General features: G+C 58.5%; 18 protein-coding genes and 6 tRNA genes. 12 read left to right on the top strand and 12 right to left on the bottom strand.

The features are described from left to right. Window positions 1–19: 19 nt before the first annotated feature. Window positions 20–1,363, top strand: coding sequence for a GntP family permease (locus NZ453_RS04545; RefSeq protein WP_263769202.1), 1,344 nt, complete (start codon window positions 20–22; stop codon window positions 1,361–1,363). A 55-nt stretch (window positions 1,364–1,418) separates the two neighbouring features. Here NZ453_RS04545 and NZ453_RS04540 read toward each other — a convergent pair whose 3' ends face one another. Then, window positions 1,419–2,570 (bottom strand): sugar diacid recognition domain-containing protein, encoded by a 1,152-nt coding sequence (locus NZ453_RS04540; RefSeq protein ID WP_263769201.1) that lies wholly within the window; start codon window positions 2,568–2,570, stop codon window positions 1,419–1,421. 126 nt (window positions 2,571–2,696) lie between these two features. Further along, window positions 2,697–3,542 carry a substrate-binding periplasmic protein gene (locus NZ453_RS04535; RefSeq protein WP_263769200.1) on the bottom strand — a complete coding sequence of 282 codons (846 nt, stop codon included), beginning with the start codon at window positions 3,540–3,542 and terminating at the stop codon, window positions 2,697–2,699. Window positions 3,543–3,680: 138 nt separating this feature from the next. Here NZ453_RS04535 and NZ453_RS04530 point away from each other — a divergent pair, with 138 nt between their 5' ends. After that, window positions 3,681–4,340, top strand: a complete 660-nt coding sequence (locus NZ453_RS04530; protein WP_263769199.1) for a hypothetical protein — start codon at window positions 3,681–3,683, stop codon at window positions 4,338–4,340. 218 nt (window positions 4,341–4,558) lie between these two features. Here the strand turns inward: NZ453_RS04530 and NZ453_RS04525 are convergent. Next, a tRNA-Val gene (locus tag NZ453_RS04525) sits at window positions 4,559–4,633 on the bottom strand. A 95-nt stretch (window positions 4,634–4,728) separates the two neighbouring features. Here NZ453_RS04525 and gltX point away from each other — a divergent pair. The 4 genes from gltX to NZ453_RS04505 all read left to right on the top strand — a co-directional run bounded on the left by gltX (window position 4,729) and on the right by NZ453_RS04505 (window position 6,508). After that, on the top strand, window positions 4,729–6,123 hold the full coding sequence (gene gltX, locus NZ453_RS04520; protein WP_263769198.1) for a glutamate--tRNA ligase: 1,395 nt from the start codon (window positions 4,729–4,731) through the stop codon (window positions 6,121–6,123). Window positions 6,124–6,204: 81 nt separating this feature from the next. Beyond that, a tRNA-Ala gene (locus NZ453_RS04515) sits at window positions 6,205–6,280 on the top strand. 31 nt (window positions 6,281–6,311) lie between these two features. Then, window positions 6,312–6,387 (top strand) — tRNA-Glu (locus tag NZ453_RS04510). Between the two features lie 44 nt (window positions 6,388–6,431). Continuing rightward, window positions 6,432–6,508: transfer RNA gene (locus tag NZ453_RS04505), tRNA-Asp, on the top strand. 195 nt (window positions 6,509–6,703) lie between these two features. Here the strand turns inward: NZ453_RS04505 and NZ453_RS04500 are convergent. Continuing rightward, the gene (locus tag NZ453_RS04500) at window positions 6,704–7,537 is read right to left on the bottom strand and encodes an AraC family transcriptional regulator (RefSeq protein ID WP_263769197.1); all 834 of its coding nucleotides are present in this window, start codon (window positions 7,535–7,537) and stop codon (window positions 6,704–6,706) included. A gap of 52 nt (window positions 7,538–7,589) precedes the next feature. Between NZ453_RS04500 and NZ453_RS04495 the strand changes: the two genes are divergently transcribed. Next, on the top strand, window positions 7,590–8,810 hold the full coding sequence (locus tag NZ453_RS04495) for an MFS transporter (protein WP_263769196.1): 1,221 nt from the start codon (window positions 7,590–7,592) through the stop codon (window positions 8,808–8,810). A 35-nt stretch (window positions 8,811–8,845) separates the two neighbouring features. Here NZ453_RS04495 and NZ453_RS04490 read toward each other — a convergent pair whose 3' ends face one another. Together NZ453_RS04490 and NZ453_RS04485 are read right to left on the bottom strand one after the other, a co-directional pair. Then, window positions 8,846–9,820 carry a DUF72 domain-containing protein gene (locus NZ453_RS04490; protein ID WP_263769195.1) on the bottom strand — a complete coding sequence of 325 codons (975 nt, stop codon included), beginning with the start codon at window positions 9,818–9,820 and terminating at the stop codon, window positions 8,846–8,848. A 36-nt stretch (window positions 9,821–9,856) separates the two neighbouring features. Further along, window positions 9,857–10,495, bottom strand: a complete 639-nt coding sequence (locus tag NZ453_RS04485) for an acyloxyacyl hydrolase (RefSeq protein WP_263769193.1) — start codon at window positions 10,493–10,495, stop codon at window positions 9,857–9,859. A gap of 272 nt (window positions 10,496–10,767) precedes the next feature. Between NZ453_RS04485 and NZ453_RS04480 the strand changes: the two genes are divergently transcribed. After that, entirely contained in the window at window positions 10,768–12,555 is a 1,788-nt protein-coding gene (locus NZ453_RS04480; RefSeq protein WP_263769191.1) for a LysM peptidoglycan-binding domain-containing protein, read from the top strand. Window positions 12,556–12,609: 54 nt separating this feature from the next. On the opposite strand, the gene NZ453_RS04475 is transcribed toward NZ453_RS04480, so the two are convergent. After that, a complete protein-coding gene (locus tag NZ453_RS04475) occupies window positions 12,610–12,942 on the bottom strand; it encodes a chaperone modulator CbpM (RefSeq protein ID WP_263769190.1) in 333 nt (110 codons plus the stop codon). Continuing rightward, window positions 12,939–13,886, bottom strand: coding sequence for a DnaJ C-terminal domain-containing protein (locus tag NZ453_RS04470; protein ID WP_263769189.1), 948 nt, complete (start codon window positions 13,884–13,886; stop codon window positions 12,939–12,941). Before NZ453_RS04470 ends, NZ453_RS04475 begins: the two co-directional genes overlap by 4 nt. Before the next feature lie 174 nt (window positions 13,887–14,060). On the opposite strand from NZ453_RS04470, the gene NZ453_RS04465 reads away from it, so the two are divergent. The 4 genes from NZ453_RS04465 (at window position 14,061) to fabI (ending at window position 16,794) form a co-directional block, all read left to right on the top strand. Beyond that, window positions 14,061–14,498 carry an Hsp20/alpha crystallin family protein gene (locus NZ453_RS04465; RefSeq protein WP_263769188.1) on the top strand — a complete coding sequence of 146 codons (438 nt, stop codon included), beginning with the start codon at window positions 14,061–14,063 and terminating at the stop codon, window positions 14,496–14,498. Between the two features lie 17 nt (window positions 14,499–14,515). Then, window positions 14,516–14,896: an Hsp20/alpha crystallin family protein gene (locus NZ453_RS04460; protein ID WP_263769187.1), complete on the top strand. Its 381-nt coding sequence runs from the start codon at window positions 14,516–14,518 to the stop codon at window positions 14,894–14,896. Window positions 14,897–14,968: 72 nt separating this feature from the next. Continuing rightward, window positions 14,969–15,475, top strand: a complete 507-nt coding sequence (locus NZ453_RS04455; RefSeq protein WP_263769186.1) for an Hsp20/alpha crystallin family protein — start codon at window positions 14,969–14,971, stop codon at window positions 15,473–15,475. A 515-nt stretch (window positions 15,476–15,990) separates the two neighbouring features. After that, window positions 15,991–16,794 (top strand): enoyl-ACP reductase FabI, encoded by an 804-nt coding sequence (gene fabI, locus NZ453_RS04450; RefSeq protein WP_263769185.1) that lies wholly within the window; start codon window positions 15,991–15,993, stop codon window positions 16,792–16,794. 346 nt (window positions 16,795–17,140) lie between these two features. On the opposite strand, the gene NZ453_RS04445 is transcribed toward fabI, so the two are convergent. The 4 genes from NZ453_RS04445 to NZ453_RS04430 all read right to left on the bottom strand — a co-directional run bounded on the left by NZ453_RS04445 (window position 17,141) and on the right by NZ453_RS04430 (window position 19,659). Next, on the bottom strand, window positions 17,141–19,042 hold the full coding sequence (locus tag NZ453_RS04445; protein ID WP_263769184.1) for a SurA N-terminal domain-containing protein: 1,902 nt from the start codon (window positions 19,040–19,042) through the stop codon (window positions 17,141–17,143). A 68-nt stretch (window positions 19,043–19,110) separates the two neighbouring features. Further along, window positions 19,111–19,187: transfer RNA gene (locus tag NZ453_RS04440), tRNA-Asp, on the bottom strand. 49 nt (window positions 19,188–19,236) lie between these two features. Then, window positions 19,237–19,312, bottom strand: a tRNA-Val gene (locus NZ453_RS04435). Between the two features lie 26 nt (window positions 19,313–19,338). Then, window positions 19,339–19,659, bottom strand: a complete 321-nt coding sequence (locus tag NZ453_RS04430; protein ID WP_263769345.1) for an HU family DNA-binding protein — start codon at window positions 19,657–19,659, stop codon at window positions 19,339–19,341. Window positions 19,660–19,721 lie beyond the last annotated feature (62 nt).

Here is a 19,721-nt window from a genome sequence, read left to right as displayed (position 1 = left end):
ACACTAGGAGGGAAGACGAATGGTACAAGGGCCGATGTTGCTCGTCATACTGGTCATCGCGATCGTCATGATCGTGGTGCTGATCTCCAAACTCAAGGTGCACGCATTCCTCGCCTTGCTCGCGGCCGCGTTTTTCGTCGGGCTCGCCGCGGGAATGAATCCGGTCGAAGTAAGCAAGGCGGTAATGAAAGGTTTTGGTGGTACCGCCGAGAAGATCGGCATCGTCATCATTGCGGGAACGATCATCGGCGTCTTCCTGGAGAAGACGGGCGCTGCGCTGACGATGGCCGAAACCGTGCTCAAGGTCGTAGGTGCCAAACGGCCGGCATTGGCGATGAGCATCATCGGCTATATCACATCGATCCCGGTTTTCTGCGATTCGGGCTTCGTCATCCTCTCAGCTCTCAACAAATCGCTGTCGCGCAAATCCGGTGTTTCGATGGCCGTCATGGCAACGGCGCTTTCGACCGGCCTGTATGCGACCCACACGCTCGTACCCCCGACGCCAGGACCGATCGCGGCCGCCAACAACCTGCACGCCGACCTCGGCATGGTCATCGCCGTCGGACTGATCGTGGCAATCCCGGTGACGATTGCGGGCTACCTCTGGGCAACGAAATTCGCAAGCCACTACGAGGTGATTGCCGAGTCATCGATCAGCTACGAGGAGCTGCTGGAGAAATACAAGAACCTGCCCAGCGCTTTCTCGGCATTCCTGCCGCTGGTGCTGCCCATCGTGCTCATCGCGTTGAAATCGGTGGCCAATTTCCCCAGCCTGCCCTTCGGAAATGGGATGTTGAAGCTGACGCTGGACTTCATCGGCGAACCGATGGTCTCGTTGCTGCTCGGATTTCTCTGCTGCTTCACCCTGGTTCCAAAGCTTAACGAAGAAGTTCTGTCGGGCTGGGTCAGCGACGGTCTGAAAGACTCTGCGGCCATCATCATGATCACGGCCGCGGGCGGATCGTTGGGCGCCTTGCTCGCCGCAAGCAAGATTGCCGACTACCTGGGCAGCAGTCTCGCGGCATTCAATCTCGGCATCTTCCTGCCGTTCATCATTGCCGCGGCATTGAAGACGGCCCAAGGATCGTCAACTGTCGCACTGATCACTACGTCGGCCATCGTCTACCCGCTGCTCGGCACCCTTGGTCTCGCAACGCCGACGGGTGCCGTCCTCGCGACGATGGCTGTCGGGTGCGGCGCCATGGTGATTTCTCACGCCAACGACTCCTACTTCTGGGTCGTATCGCAGTTCTCCGGCCTTAAGGTCGACCTTGCCTATAAGTGCCACAGCATGGGCACCCTCATTCAAGGGCTCGTTGGAATTGCAGTTGTCTACGTACTGAAGATCGCATTGATCTAGCGCTCGTAGGGGCTTCGGCTTCTCCGCCGGAGCCCCGATACCCATGTAGCGCGTATCAATCGAGTTGCAGTGCGACGTACAGCAACAGTCGGTCATCCGTATTACCCAGATCCAGGCCAGTCGCTTCCTCGATCTGATTCAGCCGGTAATCAAGCGTGTTGCGGTGAATATGCAATGCATTGGCGGCCGCCGCTGCATGACCGTTCTGAGCGAACCATACATCCAAGGTTCGCCGCAGCATGGCGCCCCGTTTGTCCGCAGCATTCAACCCCTGCAGCGGACGGCGCAATTGTTCGCCCTGCCAGCCTGATCCCAGGCTGGCAAGCAGCACGGGAAGGCTGAGGTCGTAGAACGAGAAGAGTCTTTTCTCAGGGCAACGTTGCCGCCCGACCCGATACGTCTTGCATGCGCTCTGGTAGGAAAGCGGCACGCCTTCGATGCCGGGCAAGGCGACGCCCATGGCGAGCGAACACAGTCGTCCACTTTCCCTTTCGAGAGCCGCAGCCAGAGCCGCCAATTCTTCGCGCGCCATAATTTGCCGCGGCTTCCGCAAGGCACGATCGTCGAAAACTTTGAGGATCGCCATCTCGCGCGGTGAAATCACGGCAGTTAGTGCCTCCGGTTGGCGGATGGCAAGTTGCGTCTGACAACGCTGAAGCTCCTTGAGCGCCTGGTCGGTTGGTAGCTCTTCTTCGGTCAAGTTGAGCACTAGCACGGCCCTCGGCACATCAAAATCGATGTCGAGCCGCAGAGCCCAAGCCTCAAGATCGGCACGCGATGTGTTCTCTTGATTAACCAGATGGAAGACGAACTCCTCGCGGTATCTCTTCTCGCGCTGCAACTCCCCGAGCAACTGGGCCTGTTCAAGGATCATTTCAGCGGTAATCCGGACGAGTTCGCCGAACTGTCGTACGACTCTGGGATCCCCGGTAAGACCGACCACGCCGCACAGCGCCCCGCGCACAGTCATCGGTAAATTCACACCCGGCCGGCTACCGGGCATATTGCGCGAATCGGGCAGTTCAATCTCGACCGTCTCCCCCCGCGCGAGGGCGAGTTGTGCGCCGGCGTGCACTTCGCCGATCCTTGCGCCCTCGCCGCTGCCGACGATCATTCCCCGTGCATCCATCACGTTGACGTTGAACGGGATGATTTTCATCGTCCGTTCGACGATTTCCTGCGCCAGCTTGGAGTCGATGGAAACCATTGCCCGCCTAACGAAAGACAGAACGGTGAGTCTACCCCGGAAGCGCGCGCGAAAGCGTCGCTCTATGGAATCGTTCGCCTCACAAGAGAATGCCCAATTGACCATCGGTGGCAGAGGAACCGACCCTCATCGCCGCATGATGACCGAGCCGTACTCCGAACTGGTCTTCACCCGTGCGATAGCCACGTTGATGCGCCGCATCAGGTCCTTGTCGATGCCCTTGCTGCATAGCAAGTAGCGCTTGTTTCCCGCAGGAGCGTCCGCCAGCGCGACTTTCACGAGATCGCGTGCGAACTCCGGATGTCGGCGCAACACGTAGTCCGCCTCTTCGACCACGGCGAACATGTAATCTACGCGGTCGGCGATGATCATCCTGAACAGCCGGGCCGTATCATCCCCGATATTGATTCGGCTCAGAGTCGGCTGGTATTGCGCAAGATTACGGTCAAGCCATTCGCCATACGCATACCCGTCGATGACTCCGGGACGAAGCGGACTCTCAAGGATATCGCGGACCGTAGGTTCCTTGGAAAACAGATGGCGATGCTTTGCGTTGAGGATGACCGTGAACGGCTGATCCTGGTAAATGAAGTCGTCGGAGTAGGCGTACGTCTTTTCTCGCGCTTCGGTTTTCAGAGCACCGAGCGTGCAGGCATTGAAGGGCTCCGCCAGCATCGCGAATATCCGGCGCACAGGAAGCACTTGGTACCGCACAGCGATTTTCGCCTCTGCGAAGACCAACCCGGAAATGTCGACCAACAGCCCGGCAGACCGACCGCTCTCAACGCCGAAGTATGGCATGCGTTCAAAATGCAGGATGGTGAGTTCGGGAGAACCCGTCTGGGCCCAGGCGAAGAATGCGCTTCCGCCAAGCACGATGGCAGCCACCGCGCGACGCAGCCATCCGGGACGGGACGGAGAGCAGCGTCGGCGCCGGATGCGTGCTACCGACGCGATGACAGAATGAAACATTTCGTTTCCCATTTCCACTCGATGAGCGTCCTCACCCCGCGCTATCGGCAGCCCTTATAGCAACAACTTTACGTCATCGCCTGCATTTTTCCCAATTGCGCGGCAGCCTGGATGAGAAGTGCGCGCTGAGCTGTTGTGGTGCCCGTCTCGGGTGGCGTTGAGGGGCTCCTCCCGCTTCTCGAAATCCTCATCGAACGGATGGCGGGTGGTAGCGTCACCACGTTCGCTCGGCGACTCGATCTATCCAAAAGCGGCGTGTGGCATTGGGTCCGTAAAGGCGGGTCGCCATCCCTCCCGGCCTGGCTGGCGATCGCTCGACACAGTGGCCTGCCATTGCGCCGGCTGTTTGCCGGCGACCTCTCGGATTGGACGCCTCCCGTTGAACCGGTGCAGCTCACCCTGCCTCTCTTGACCTCGCCCCGGAAGGGAATCCGTTCCCGCGAACTGGACTGGGACGCGATCCGAGAACAGTTGCGAACCCTGCTGGCGGAGGAAACTCCGATCACCCTGGTCGAAGCCTGCCGCCGCACCGGGGTTGAGCACAAGTTGCTCTACCTGCGTGCCAACGCGGAGACGCGCGCTCTTGTCGATCGCTCCCGCCGATACCAGGAAGCGTTACGACAAGGGAAGGTGGGGCGACTTCAGGAACAGGTGGGGCAGTTGGTTCAGGAACGGCTAGAAGAGGGCTACGAGGGAATCAGTGCCCGGGAGATCTGGGCGCGCTTGGATGATGAGCTGAAATCGGTTCGTCATACCTACCGACATGTCGCCAAGGCGGTCGTTGCGAACGACGCTTAATTACTCACTCCTAATCCAAAAATGCAAAACGGGACCTGCGGGTCCCGTTTTTATGCGTCGGCTGCCGGTGTGGCACCGTTTCGGAAAAAAACTTTTGACTGTACTTCAGACAACCCGATAAACCAAAATGTGTCCCAACGTGAAATAAAGCAATAAGCGTCCGCATGGCCACTTTATGCTTAACGGGACACAAAACGCTGGAAACGACACACAAACAATGGTGGGCAGTACTGGGATCGAACCAGTGACCCCCGCCGTGTGAAGGCGGTGCTCTACCGCTGAGCTAACTGCCCGATAGAGGGACGCGATTTAACCATACGTGCCGAGTCCGGTCAAATCGCTTTGGCGTTCCTTTACAATAGAATCTTTTCGCCAACGCCCTCAAACCATGATCCGCACTCGTTTTGCTCCTTCTCCGACAGGCTTTTTGCATATTGGCGGCGCGCGCACCGCCCTCTTTTCCTGGGCTTTTGCCCGGCATCACGGTGGAAAATTCGTGCTGCGTATCGAAGATACGGACGTCGCCCGCTCAACGCCGGAGGCAGTGCAAGCGATCATCGATGGGATGAATTGGCTCGGCCTTGCGCACGACGAAGGCCCGTTTTACCAAATGCAGCGGATGGACCGGTACAAAGAAGTCCTGCAGCAAATGCTTGAGAACGGCTCTGCCTACTATTGCTACACGACGCCCGAAGAGCTGGAACAGATGCGCGAGGACCAACGCGCCAAGGGTTTGAAACCGCGGTACGACGGAACGTGGCGCCCGGAACCCGGCAAGACTTTGCCGACGCCGCCAGCCGGCGTTCAGCCCGTAGTCCGCTTCCGTAATCTGACGGAAGGAACCGTCGCCTGGAACGACCTCGTGAAAGGCCGCATCGAGATCGCCAACGCCGAACTTGACGACCTTGTCATCGCACGGGCCGACATGACGCCGACCTACAACTTTTGTGTCGTCGTCGACGACTGGGACATGGGGATCACCCACGTCATTCGCGGCGACGATCACGTCAACAACACGCCCCGGCAAATCAATATCCTGAAAGCACTTGGGGCCGACGTCCCGCTCTATGCCCATCTCTCAATGATTCTCGGCGACGATGGGCAGAAGCTCTCCAAACGCCACGGAGCGGTGAGTGTCATGCAGTACGACCATGACGGTTACTTGCCAGAGGCCGTGCTCAACTACCTCGCCCGGCTCGGCTGGTCGCATGGTGACGACGAGGTGTTCTCAATGCAGCAATTCTGCGAATGGTTCGACCTCGATCACATCACACCGTCGGCGGCTCAGTTCAATACCGAGAAGCTGAATTGGCTCAACGCGCACTATCTGAAGCAAGCAGAGGACGAGCGACTCGCGAGGCTGGTGCAACCACGGCTTGAAGCCCGTGGGGTCATGGTGACGGTCGAGCCGTCGCTGGCCGCGATCATCGCCCTGTACAAAGAACGCGTGAGCACGCTGAACGAACTCGCTGACGCCGCCGAAGTGTTCTACATCGATCTGCACCCGGCTCACGAACTCGTTGCACAGCACGTTACGGCTGAGGCAAAACCGGCACTCGCTGATTTCCTCGCCGGTGCCCGCACCGTAACGTGGGAGGCTTCGGCGATCAGCGCATTGATCAAGGCATGCATCGGGAAACACGGCTTGAAAATGCCCAAGCTGGCCATGCCGCTACGCGTATTGCTCACCGGTCAGACGCAGACCCCCTCAGTTGATGCTGTCATCTCGCTCTTCCCGCGCGACCTTGTTCTCAAGCGGCTGGCGGCCGGTGGAATCGAGTAACAGGCGCTCTACGGAGGCCATGAATCAAAAAGCGCTTTACAAGCTTCGGGCTCATCCCTATAATGCGCGCTTCTTTCGAGCGGGGGTATAGCTCAGCTGGGAGAGCGCTTGCATGGCATGCAAGAGGTCAGCGGTTCGATCCCGCTTACCTCCACCAGAGCGCCGAAAGAAAAAGAGTTTTAGTCCGGGTCCCCATCGTCTAGAGGCCTAGGACACAACCCTTTCACGGTTGGTACCGGGGTTCGAATCCCCGTGGGGACGCCAAGATTAGGCAAATGCGGCAAAACGTCGCAATTGTTAGCAGTATTGGAGTGGTAGTTCAGTTGGTTAGAATACCGGCCTGTCACGCCGGGGGTCGCGGGTTCGAGTCCCGTCCACTCCGCCAATAATCAAACGACAAAGCGCCTTCCGAGGCGCTTTGTCGTTTTTGCCTTCTGCTCCCGCTTGCATTTCTAGGCGCGCTCGAATTACCGGGTGAAGCGCAAGTCACGGTTTCGGCCATCGCGACCCTCACTCCTTTGAGCATTTTCCTCAAGTGATCGCTCTTTCCTCACGGGTTGGAGAGGCATGCAGCACCTGATCAGGCGGATTCTTTCTCCCGATGGAAGTACGCGCTGGGCTGCACGCCAAAGTGCTTTCTGAACATGGTCGCAAAAGCGCTCGGGCCGCTGTAACCGAGTTCCAGCGCGACATCCACGACTTTGTCACCTCTCGCAAGACGTTCCAGGGCGGTAATCAGCCGGGCTTGTTGCCGCCACTGTCCGAATGTCAGACCCGTCTCGCGCAAGAAACGTCGTTCGATCGTCTTGGCATGAATCCCGAGACGTTCCGACCAAGACGAGAGCGGTTCTGCGTCTTCCAAGCGGGCGACGAGACCGCGGCATACCGAGAGCAGCACGGGGTCCGTCGGATAAGGCAGGCGCAATGGAAGATTCGGCATTACCGCAATTTCATCGAGCAGTAGCCGCATCAGGCGACCGTCTCGTGAATCGGCGGTGTATGGCTCGCGAACGTCGATTGCCGCCAGGATCAACTGTCGCAATAAAGGCGACACACCGACAGCGCGACACTGGTTGGGCAAGTCCGCAACCGTGGCTGGCTGGAAATAGAGTGTACGCAATTGCACCTCGCCCACCATGCGTACTTGATGGACAGTCCCGGCCGGTAACCAAAGCCCGTGCGTAGGCGGCACGACCCACTGTCCGGCATCGGTATTGGCCACCATAACCCCTTGTACCGCGTACAGCAGTTGAGTTGTCCGATGGCTGTGCGCCTTGATCTCAAACCCGGCCGCGAAATCCTTCGATTTGCCGGCGACGGGGCTTTCACCTCCGTCTTTTCCACCACCGGGAATGAAAGGCGAGCCGATGTCCATTTCGAGCAGATGAATGCCTGTTTTTCGAGAGACGGACAATCATCGTACGCTCTATAGTCACATTTGTCCTGGTATGACTCGGTTACCGCAAATGCAAGCAGCTTCCACCGCCCCCGCCCGTCCCGGGCCCGCGTTCAAAGTCCTGAGCGCTATCAGTTTTTCGCATTTTCTCAATGACACGATCCAGTCATTGATGCTAGCGATCTATCCTCTGTTCAAGACGGCCTTCGGGTTGAGCTTTGCGCAGATCGGATTGATCACGCTAACCTTTCAATTTACCGCCTCGCTGCTGCAGCCGTTCGTCGGTTTCTATACCGATCGTCATCCGAAGCCGTTCTCGCTGGCGCTGGGCATGGGTTGTACGCTTGTCGGACTGCTGACGCTCTCGGTCGCCAGCAGCTTCCCTGTGGTTCTGTTAGCCGCGGCACTCATCGGCACCGGTTCCTCGATCTTCCATCCTGAATCCTCGCGCGTCGCCCGCATGGCTTCCGGTGGACGCCATGGCCTAGCGCAGTCAATCTTTCAAGTCGGTGGGAACGCGGGGGCAGCGACAGGCCCTCTGCTCGCGGCTTGGATCGTGTTGCCCCACGGGCAACGGAGCATTGCGGTTTTCTCGCTCATGGCGTTGATCGCCATGATCGTGCTTACCGGCGTCGGCCGCTGGTACCGCGAACACCAACGGCGGCCAGCAGCTAAGGCCGTCGAGTCGGGGCATGGCTTACCAAGGTCGCATGTGCTGCGCACGCTCGCCGTGCTGTTGGCCCTGATTTTTTCGAAATTCTTCTATATGGCCAGCATCAACAGCTACCTGATTTTCTACCTGATGCATCAGTACAACCTGGATACGCAGACAGCACAGTACCACCTCTTCTACTTCCTGGCGGCCGTGGCAGCGGGCGCTTTGCTGGGCGGCCCCATTGGCGACCGTATCGGCCGTAAGCGTGTCATCTGGGCATCGATTCTCGGCATCGCCCCTTTTACGCTGGCCTTGCCTTACGTCGGACCGACGCCCTCCGTGATCCTCACGATGATCATCGGCTTCATGCTCGCTTCGGCCTTCCCGGCGATTCTGATTTATGCCCAGGAATTGTTCCCTGGAAAGATCGGCACGGTGTCCGGCCTCTTTTTCGGGCTAGCCTTCGGACTCGCGGGCATCGGCGCGGCCGTCCTCGGCCAGCTCGCCGATCACTGGGGCATCGTCACGGTTTACCGGGTTTGTGCTTATCTCCCGCTGATCGGACTGCTGGCCGTCTTTCTGCCCGACCTCAAATACGTTGGACGTCAGGAAGCCCTCGTGCCGGCGAAAGGCTGATCGCCACGGAATAGAGCAGACCGGTTTTTGGGCCCTCAGCCTTCTTCGCTTGACTTGGCCCGCTTTCGTTTCGACAAGGTGACTCCTTCCGGTACGGGAAAGTACCCCTTAGCATCGAGGCTGGTACGAAGCCCCAGCCGTTGCGCCAGACGTGCTGCGTCGTACGGCGCGCGCACCTTGATGTCGTTGTCGAAATAGCAGAAAACATCGCGGCGCGATGCCGGCCCGGCGGCCTCAGATGAGGCTAACCGCGCGTCCTCAACCTGCCCGCCCCGCCGCCAACGATCGATGCGCAGCGCCCAAAAGTCCAGCGCTTTGTCATCGTAGCCACTCGCATACAGCTCGATGTCGCCATGCAATCGCATGTAGACGAAGTCCGCTGTGAGATCCTCGAGCAATGGCCAGCGTTTCGCGGTATCCGCAACCACGAGCGCAAGTCCATGCCGTCTCAATCGAGCGATGAAGTCCGGATCGACAAAGCTCGGGTGACGGATTTCGATCGCGTGCCGTAACGGCCGATTTTCCTTCACATCCAGCCAAACGCGCCCATCCAGACGCTTGTCATGTTCGCGCGCGAGAATAACTGCCTGTCGGGTATCCCGTGGCAGCATTTCAAAGAATGCTTCGAAGCGTTCAGGCTTGTACGGCAGTTGCGGCGGAAACTGCCAGAGAATCGGCCCGAGCTTCTCACGCAATGCAAGGACTCCCGAGGCCAAGAAGTTGGCGAGGGGGATCTGCACCTCCTTCAAGCGCAAACGATGCGTGATGTAGCGCGGTCCCTTGACCGAGAAAACGAAATCGGCGGGCGTCGCCGCGTACCAGGACGCATAGAGCTCGGGACGCTGCAGCGAATAGAACGAGCCGTTGATCTCGATGCTCGGCAAGGAACGCGAGGCAAAGGCAAGTTCTTCGCGTTGCGGCAATTCGACGGGGTAAAACGCACCACGCCACGGCGCATAGCGCCAACCGGAAATGCCGACAAAAGCAGCTCCTGGCGATTCGATCACCATCGCGTCGAAATCCCGCTCTGCGCCGAGAGAGCTTTGTCAGAAAGAACGTGAGAACCGTATCCCAACGATCTCTGCTCCCGGATTGTGCTTTTTCAGCCCGGCGTTGGAGACATGCAGAACGTTCAAGCTCAGGTCGTAATCGCCGAAGTCATAGCCGACTCCCACTCGGGTGCCAAATTGCAGATGGCCACCGAGCTCGTGATGTCGTCCCCAATCGCTTTCGGAAAGGTAGACCACGCCAACGCCAAGTTCCCCAAACATTCCCCGCTGCGCCGCCTGGTAACGCAGAAGTGGCGTTACGTGGAAGCGTAGCGCATCATCGGCCTTGGTATTCGTATACCCCACGCCAACGTCCAGCCGGGTTGAAAGCCTCCCCTCATACCAACTCCAAGGAAGTACCCATCCAGCCCCTGCTTCGGCATCGTTAATGAGGTTTTTCCCGGAGGGGCGTGTTAGCGCCCCCCCTTGAAAATAGGCGCTTTCCTGCGCCATCGCCGGAGTCCCGCAGGCAACGCATACAGCGAGCAAGGACACAACATGGCCAACGCAATGGGCAACTGATGAGCGACGTGATGGCCGCTTTGAAGAGGACAACGTGACGTTCGGGTCTGGGTGCCGTGTGGCGACGCAGCCTTTCCCGCCTTCAATACAATTGATCACGTCGTTCTCGTTCATCAGGATGTCTCCAATTGGTGTTCGTTCCGTAGCCGGTGACTCACGCAGTTGCCCTGCGCCTGCAAGTTCTCCGTCGCAAACCGCGCTCCCCGTTGAGCAAGAGCCGTTCCCAAAGGGCACCGTTGAGTCTTGTCCCACATGAATCACGAAACTCTGCAAACGCCAGCGAGTCGGGAAGCATGGGCTATAATCGTTCGATTACGCCTTGATGAATTTCAGCCGTTCAGCCCGACCTTGCTCAGGGTGTGCGGTAGGAATCACTGGAACACCGGATGACACCAAGACGCACGATCAGCTTTTCCATGCCCCTCGCTCGCCTCATACGATGCGCAGCCGTCGTTGCACTGCTGGGCCTCGCCGGTTGCGCAAGCGTGCCGCAGAACAGTGGGCCGGTCGACCAACCCGATGACTCATCTCTACGCAGCCTTCGCATCGCGGACTCGGCCGCCGCTTCAGAAAAAGGTTCGCCGATTGAAAACACGGTCGCCGGTCTGCGCCGCTCGCAGCGGCAGCTTTCGCAGTCAGCTTCCGGCGCCCGTCTGCCGACGGTAGAACTACCACCGCCGTTGCTGGCAAAGCCCGTCGACCTGACGCGAGAATCGGAGGACCTCTTCCAGCGCATTCGCAACGGCTTCTCTATGCCGGACATCAATACGGACCTTGTTCTTTACCATCAGCAGTGGTACCTGAACCGCCCGGATTATCTGCGCCGAGTCATCGAACGAAGCAGCCGTTACCTGCATTTCATCGTCGAGGAACTGGAAAAGCGAGGTATGCCGACGGAGCTGGCCCTTCTCCCGATGGTCGAAAGCGCCTACAACCCGATGGCCTACTCGCGAGCCAAGGCATCGGGGTTGTGGCAATTCATTCCGGCTACGGGTAAGCGTTACAACCTGGATCAGAATTGGTGGCGAGACGACCGACGCGACATCGTCGCCTCGACCGCCGCTGCGCTTGACTACCTTCAGTCGATTTACGAGATGCACGGCGATTGGCATCTGGCGCTGGCGTCTTACAATTGGGGAGAAGGCGCCGTTGCCCGTGCGGTCAACAAGAACCAAGCGGCGGGTTTGCCGACGGACTACCTAAGCCTGACGTTGCCCAACGAAACAAAAAATTACGTCCCCAAGCTGCAGGCGCTCAAAAATATTATCGGCAACCCCGCCCTCGTCGCCGAACTCGATCTGCTCCGCATCCCGAACCGGCCCTACTTCAGTACGGTAACCCCGACCAGCAACATCGACGTGAAGATCGCAGCCAAACTGGCCGAAATGCCAGTGGATGAATTCCTGGCGCTCAATCCCGCACACAAAGGCCCCGTGATCATGGCTGACACGCCGCTGATCATCCCTACCGACAAGCTCGATACGTTCGTAAGCAATCTCGAAGAGCATGAGGACAGCAACAAGCCGCTTTCCGCATGGAAGTCCTATACTTTGCGTCCAGGCGACAAGCTAGAAAAGGTCGCACCCCGCTTCGGCATGACGGTCGCCAACCTGAAAGCCGTCAACGGAATCAAAGGGCGAATCAACGTCGGGCCGGGCGTCACCTTGCTGGTTGCGAATCGGGACGGCGCCCCCGCGGGCGACCTCACCGCGCTTCCCAACACACCGCGCTTGCCAGACGCGGACCCCGAGCCCGCCACCCGCGCCTACACAGTGCACAAGGGTGAAACACTGGCCGCAATCGCCAAGCGTTTCGACATGAGCGTCGCCGAACTGAAACGGCTCAACCACTTGCGGGCAGACAAGGTCGCGGCAGGCTCCCGTCTTGTCGTTGCAGAGGCGAAGGAAAAGCCGACGGCACAAGCGGCGTCTGCACAACCCCGCAAAGCCCAGGCGGCGAAAACGCCAGTGGAGACGAAACGCGCCAGTGCCAGCACGCAAAAGGCCAAGCCATCGAAGGTAACTCGCTACACGATACGCCGCGGCGATACGCTGACGTCCATCGCGAAGCAGTTCAACGTGGATACGGACGACCTGTTGCGTTGGAACCGGATCTCGCCGAAATCCCTCATTCCTGGGCAGACGCTAACCATTTATCTGGCACAGAACCCCTAACGCCGGCAGGCGCATATACCGTCCTCGGCCTGAATGACCCGTGGTTTTGCCCGTCTAGCCGCCTCGGCGAAGCAGCGCCCGCAACCGTGCCACTTCGTCCTGTAGGTCGATTACAAGCGCGGCCAATTCCGGTAAGGCATTGAAGTCACGTTCAAGCGCGTGAATGAGGCGTACTCGCCGGATCTCAGTGCCGGAAAACATCCAACTTGCCGGTTCTCCGCCGTCCGTCGATAGTATCCCGGCCCTGACGTGGACTGCGAGCCACTCTCGCGACACGCCACAAACGCGCGCAAAATGTTCGCAATCGAATGCCTGCTCATCGGCGAGTACCGCCGAAAGAACGCTTTCAGCACGATCCTGGTTCATCGCGTCTTGCTCATTCATCATCTTTCATCCCATTCCTTGCGCGGGTCGAAAGCCATTTCGCGCGCCATCGTCTCGTAGAGTTCGCGCGCTTTCGGGGTATGCGCCTCCGGCGTCACGACCTGCAGCGTGAGGAACAAATCTCCAGGAGGAGTGCCGGGGATACCACGCCCCTTCACCTTCATCTCACGGCCGCTCTGCGCGCCCTCCGGTATCCGGACCTTGACCGAATTTCCGGCGGGCAACGCGATGGCGACGGTGGTGCCCAGCGCGGCCTCCCACGGAGTCAGCGGCAATACGACATGGAGGTCGCGGCCCTCGACGCGAAAGCGCGAATGGGGCTCGAAGTGCACTTTCAGGTATAGATCACCCGGGGGACCTCCGGAGATTCCCGGCGTGCCTTGGCCGGCAAGCCGGATGAGCTGACCTTCCTTGACGCCGGCCGGAATGCGTACATTTAGCGTGCGCGTCGTTAAGGCGACGCGACCGTCCGGGCCCACCTGTGGAACGCGCAGGCTGATCTGCCGCGTGCTGCCATTCCACGCATCATCAAGCCCGATGACAATCTTGGCATGGTGATCCTCGCCTTGCGCCCGAAAACCGCCATGCCGCCTGGCACCGCCACCGATGTGGCCGAATAATTGCGCGAAGAAATCGCTGAAATCCGCTGCTTCGCCAGCAGAAAACCCTTGGCCCGAAAATTCGAAACCGGCGTCCCAATCGGGCGGCGGACGGAATTCCTGACCGGGTTGATAGCCGCTCTGAAGTTGATCGTAGGCCGCGCGCCGCTCCGGGTCTGAAAGCACCGCGTAGGCCTCGTTGACGTCCTTCATGCGCACCTCGGCGTCCGGCTCCTTCGACACATCAGGGTGATATTTCCGGGCGAGTTGCCGATAGCGTGCCTTGATCTCGTCGCCATCCGCTGTCCGGTCAACCCCAAGGGTCTGGTAGTAGTCCTTGAATTCCATCGACAACCTCTTCCGCGTGCTTTCAAGGGGCCGGGCCGAAGCGCGGCGCTACTAAGAAAATTGTAGCTCACCGACATTTTTCAAGGGCCTTGAAAAGCCCCCAGGGCGACCCTAATTTGGGGATATGGCCACCAAGGGTACGGTGGCCGTGGTTCCCAAGAAAGGAGAGACACTATGTACCGAACCCTGTTTCCAAGCGACTTTCTCGCCGATCTGGAACGGATGCAACGGCAAATGCTGCGTTTCGCCGGACCGGCAAGCAGCATACGCGGCTTCGGTCGAAGCGGTTTCCCGGCGCTCAATGTGGGCACGACTCCGGAATCGATCGAGATCTTTGCCTTTGCTCCGGGCCTCGACCCGGCGACCGTTGACGTGACGATCGATCGCGGCGTGCTGACCGTGTCGGGCGAACGCAAGAGCGAGCTGCCAAGCGACGGCAATAAGTCGGCTGTCCACATTAACGAACGCTTCAATGGAAGCTTCCGGCGTGTTGTCAGTCTGCCGGATGACGTAGACCCGGACAATCCAACAGCCAAGTACGCCGACGGCGTTCTGCATATCCGGATCATGCGCCGGGCCGCTGCGCAAAGCCGCCGCATCGAGATTCAGTAACAGGAAGGAGGTTTGCGATGACCAACACCGATGTGACAAAGAAAGACGACACCAAGCGCTATGACGATGCGGTGATGTCTCCTCCCGTTGACGTCGTGGAGGACGCGCACGGCATCACGCTGTGGGCGGATATGCCCGGTGTACCGAAAGAGAAGCTCAATGTACGCGTAGACGCGGATGCATTGTCGATCGAGGGCGAGGTTGCCCTGCCGCTTACAAGCAACATGGAGGCAAGCTACGTGGAAGTGCAATTGCCGCGTTATCAGCGCACGTTCACGCTCGGCAAGGAGTTGGACAGCGAGAAAGTAGCGGCCGAATTTCGTAACGGTGTACTCAAATTGAGTATTCCGAAAGTCGAAAACGCCAAGCCGCGCAAGATCGAAGTCCTCGCCAGCTGATACGTGCGCATTCTGGCGATCGGCCCTTACGGGCCGGTCGCCCACCGGATTGGATCGTTGGAGGATGACACGATGAAACTTGACGACCTGAAACAAGGGATCAACTCGGCGTGGGATTCGGTGACCGACGGACTACAACGCATCAAGGAGTCAGCCGCCGGGTCACTCACCCGGTTCCGCCCCGGCGAAAAGGACACGCTTCCGGCGAACGCCGAAGTGGACGACGACGCTTACCTGCCGTCGGCGAGCTGGGCAATGCTTGCCGGAGATGTCTTCGAAGACGATACGAAGGTGGTAGTCCGACTCGAAGTCCCGGGAATGGAGAAAGAGCAGTTCGATATCCAAGTGCAGGACAACTCACTCCTGGTGTCCGGGGAAAAGCGCTTTGAACGCGAGCAAACCGAAGGCCGGTATCGCACCTTCGAGTGCGCTTACGGTTCGTTCCAGCGCAGCATCCGACTACCGGCACCTGTGAAATCCGAGGAAGCGAAAGCGAACTATCGCAACGGGATCCTGCGCATCGAACTCCCCAAGGAGAAGCAGGAAAAACCGAAGGCACGGACCATCAAGATTGACTGAGTGACGAACTGGCCAGGCCGGCCCCTCTTTTCTCCACAAGAAAACGCTATGTGAAGGGTCCGGCTTGGCTGACCACCTTTTTTCCCGTAATTGAGTTCCTGGGAATCGCTCTTCCTCGCGGGATATCGGTTCTGTCAATGTTGCTGCAAGGTTCGCAGGACTACGTTTTGCGTTACGACATTCCCTGTTGTTTGAGGAACTGCTCGTCCTATCACAGGGAGACGAAGCGGTGCGGTATTTGGATTTGATCCATATCGATAATTGACGATACCCTCTTTCGTCGCATCTACAGAGGCAAGCAAAAAGGTACGGATCACGATGCAAGAGTGAATATGAGGCGCAATACCACGCAGCATCCACCAATCTTGTAGTCCCGCCGCAGGAAATCCGTACCCGAAAACCGACTGAATTCCCCTATAATGCCGGGGCACGCCGGTTCCCGGCCGTTCGCCATCTGGCCATGCCGCTTGGCCGTTAGCGTCTAATTCCAACGCCATTTCGCTATGGGAGAATTCATGGGATTTCTAGCAGGCAAACGCATCCTGATTACTGGGGTACTGTCAAAACACTCGATTGCCTACGGCATTGCCAAGGCCTGCCACCGCGAGGGAGCCCAGCTAGCTTTCACGTATCAGAACGAACGCTTCCAGGAACGTGTCGCGAAATTCGCCGCCGAATTCGACAGCACCTTGGTTTATCAGTGCGATGTCGCCGAGGACGCACATATCGACCAACTCTTTGCCGACCTTGCCAAAGAATGGGAAGGACTCGACGGCTTGGTGCATTCGATTGCCTATGCGCCTAATGAAGCCATCGAAGGCGACTTCCTGGAAGGGATATCGCGCGAATCCTTCCGTATCGCCCACGAAATTTCGTCCTATAGCTACCCGGCTCTTGCGAAGGCTGCACGTCCGCTGCTCTTGAAGGGAAATAACCCTGCGCTGCTCGCCCTCACCTACCTTGGCGCCGATCGTACGATGCCGAACTACAACACCATGGGGCTCGCCAAAGCCAGCCTCGAAGCCGCAACGCGCTATCTCGCCTTTTGCCTTGGTCCCCAGGGTATCCGTGCCAATGCCGTTTCCGCCGGCCCGATCAAGACGCTCGCTGCGTCCGGCATCGGTGACTTTGGCAAGCTCCTGGCATACAACGCGCACCATGCGCCGCTTCGTCGTAACGTAACTATCGAAGAAGTCGGTAATGCAGCGGCATTCCTGCTGTCAGACCTGGCCAGCGGCATCACCGGCGAGATCACGTATGTTGACGGTGGCTTGAACACAACGGCACTTGGCAACACCGATCCGCTGCCACAACAGTAACCTGCCATACCGCACATAGCATGGCGGTAACCCCGGCAATATCAAGGGGGCAATTCGAAATCGAAAAAGGCCGGCGTCTATCGCGCCGGCTTTTTTTTGGAGTTGGCTCCGACAGGCAGCGGCACAACATGTGCGGGCCACCAAACCCGTTGGCGATGCTCGTTCAACTTCGCTGCGGCCGACTGCCCCCTCTCTCGCGGAGCCGAAATCAGCGCCCGGTTTCTTCAACGCAGCGGCTCACGAAAACAAAAAAGCCGGCGATTATTCGCCGGCTTTTCTTCGAACAAATACTCGCTCAACTCGTCGTCTGCACCTCGCGAGAGCGACGGTCAGCCATTCCCAGCCATTACCGTTCCTTGGTTTCGACCATCGAGTAGTTGATATCGACCTTGTAACGGGCACGCAGGCCGGCAAGATACGCCGCCAGGTCCTGCTGCCCGAGAATTGCCGCGTATTCCGCTTGCAGCCCTTTTCGTTTCTCAGGATCGATTTTGTCCAGCGCATTGATCTTGACGACCTTGTAAATCATGTAGTCGTTCCCGACGGGTGCTCCAACATATGCAGGTAGTTTCTCGACGTCTGCCTTGAAGATCGCTTGCACGGCAGCCGGCGGAAGCTGGCGCGATTGCATGCGCGAAACACTCCGGGCAGCAGACCAGGAGAGCGTATCGCTTGAGCCCTTCTTCAACTCGGCGAGTTTTTCTTCCCCGGCCGTTTTGGCCATCGCTCCGGCTTCGCGCGAACGGAGGAAACGCTCGATATCCGACTTGACTGAATCAAAACTCTTCGTCGTCGCCGGGACATGCTCAACGATTCTCGATGCGAGCAGCGTGTTGGGCGCAATCTCGATGGCTTCCGTGTTGCGCTTGTTCTTCACGGCATCATCCGAAAACAGCGCGTTGAGCACCTTCTCGTTGCCGAGCGGGCCGAGGGCTGCCATAACGGCTTGATCCGGATTCTTGGGCACCCAGTCGGAGCGTTCAATCTTCAGCTTGAACTTGTCCGCGACCGGCTGCAGGCTCTCGGATTGTTCATACACCATATTCGTGAACGCGTCGGCCGCCTCGGCAAACTTGCGGCTTGCCGCCTGTCGCTTCAATTCGCCCTCCACCTCGGGACGGACATCGTTAAGCGGCCGGATTTTCTCGGGCTTGATTCCGGTAACTTTGATGATGTGGTAGCCAAATTCGGATTCCACGAGGTCCGAGATGTCACCTTCCTTTTGTTTGAAAACAACATCTTCAAACGTCTTGACCATCATGCCCCGGCCAAAGAAGCCCAAGTCGCCGCCTTTCGCTGCCGAACCGGGATCCTGAGAATACTGCTTCGCCAATTCGGCGAATTTTCCCGGCGCCTTGCGCACTTCGGCCAAAACCTCCTCGGCCTTGGCTTTTGCCTTTGCTTTATCCGTATCGGCGTTGATCGCGATCAGGATATGGCTCGCTCGGCGCTCTTCCGGCTGCGCGTAGCGATCCTTATGACTCTCGTACCACGCCTTGACCTCGTTTTCGTCAACGGTGGTCTGGGCCTGCAGGACATCGAGCGACAACACGACGTATTCGGCTTTGGCCCGCTCCGGAACGAGAAAACGCGAGGTATTCTCGTCGTAGAACTTCTGCACCGCGTCCGCTTCGATTTTCACCTTATCGGTAAATTGTTCCGGCGAAATGCGGTATTCGGCGAATTGCCTTTCCTCCGACTGGATGCGCAGCATTTCTTCGGCCTGGGCATTGGAAACGAAGGCAGAATCCCCTACGGCCCCTATCAACTGTTGCATGATCAGGTCTTGGCGAAGCATGGCCTCAAACTGCGGTTGCGATTTGCCTTGCGAACGCAGGATCGACTCATATCGCTCCATCGAGAACTTGCCATTCTCTTGCATCGCGGGAATCCGCCGAATGACCTCGCGCAGCGCCTCGTCCGACGTGTAGAGCCGATTCTTCGACGCCTCGACGAGCAGAAGGCGCTGGTCGATCAACGAATTCAGGACCGCCAGCCGCGCCTCGCGCGTATTCATCATCTCGGCCTTGAAATTCGGCCCGAGTGCCTGGCGCATTTGTTCCTGTCGTTCACGCAACGCCTGTTCGAACTGCGGCGCCGTGATCTTGGTGTCGCCGACGCTAGCCACATCGCTCCCCGCCCCGGCGTTCTTGATATACGAATCAATGCCGAAAAAAGCGAAGGGCAAGGTAATCAACGCAAGAAAAATTTGAACGATCTTCTTGTTGTTGCGTACGGAGTCGAACATGGTGATTGCCCGCGAATCCAGTTGAACGTCAAACAAAAAAGGCGAACTTACGTTCGCCTTGCAGTAATTGGCGGAGTGGACGGGACTCGAACCCGCGACCCCCGGCGTGACAGGCCGGTATTCTAACCAACTGAACTACCACTCCGGAATCGCAAAAAACCAAACGACGACCAAGGCCGCCGCGGCTGCTTTTCTGGTGGGTGCTGACGGGCTCGAACCGCCGACATCCAGCTTGTAAGGCTAGCGCTCTACCAACTGAGCTAAGCACCCATTCCGCCCGCTAAGCGCAAAGGCGGCTAGTTTATAGCATCCTTGAGGGCTTTACCAGCGCGGAACTTGGGGACTTTCGTTGCTCCGATGGTGATCGTTTCACCGGTTCGGGGATTACGCCCGGAACGCGCTTCGCGCTTGCCAACGTAGAAGGTGCCGAAGCCGACCAGCGCGACTTCGCCGCCCTCTTTCAAAACGCCGCCCACGGCCGACATCACGGCTTCGAGCGCTCTGCCCGCGGCTGACTTGGAAAGATCTGCCGACACGGCGATGCGGCCAACCAACTCGGATTTGTTCATGTCTCCCCCCGCATTCGATTGAGCAGGACATCCTGCAGGAGGGCTTATAGCAACCAGAAAAACCCGGTGTCAACAGGACACTGAGACACTCTGGTAGTCGCCGACCAGGT

The organism is Propionivibrio soli, from assembly GCF_025770765.1.
In the GTDB taxonomy this organism is placed as follows: Bacteria; Pseudomonadota; Gammaproteobacteria; order Burkholderiales; family Rhodocyclaceae; genus Propionivibrio; species Propionivibrio soli.
This window is presented reverse-complemented; position numbering and strand designations above follow the sequence as displayed.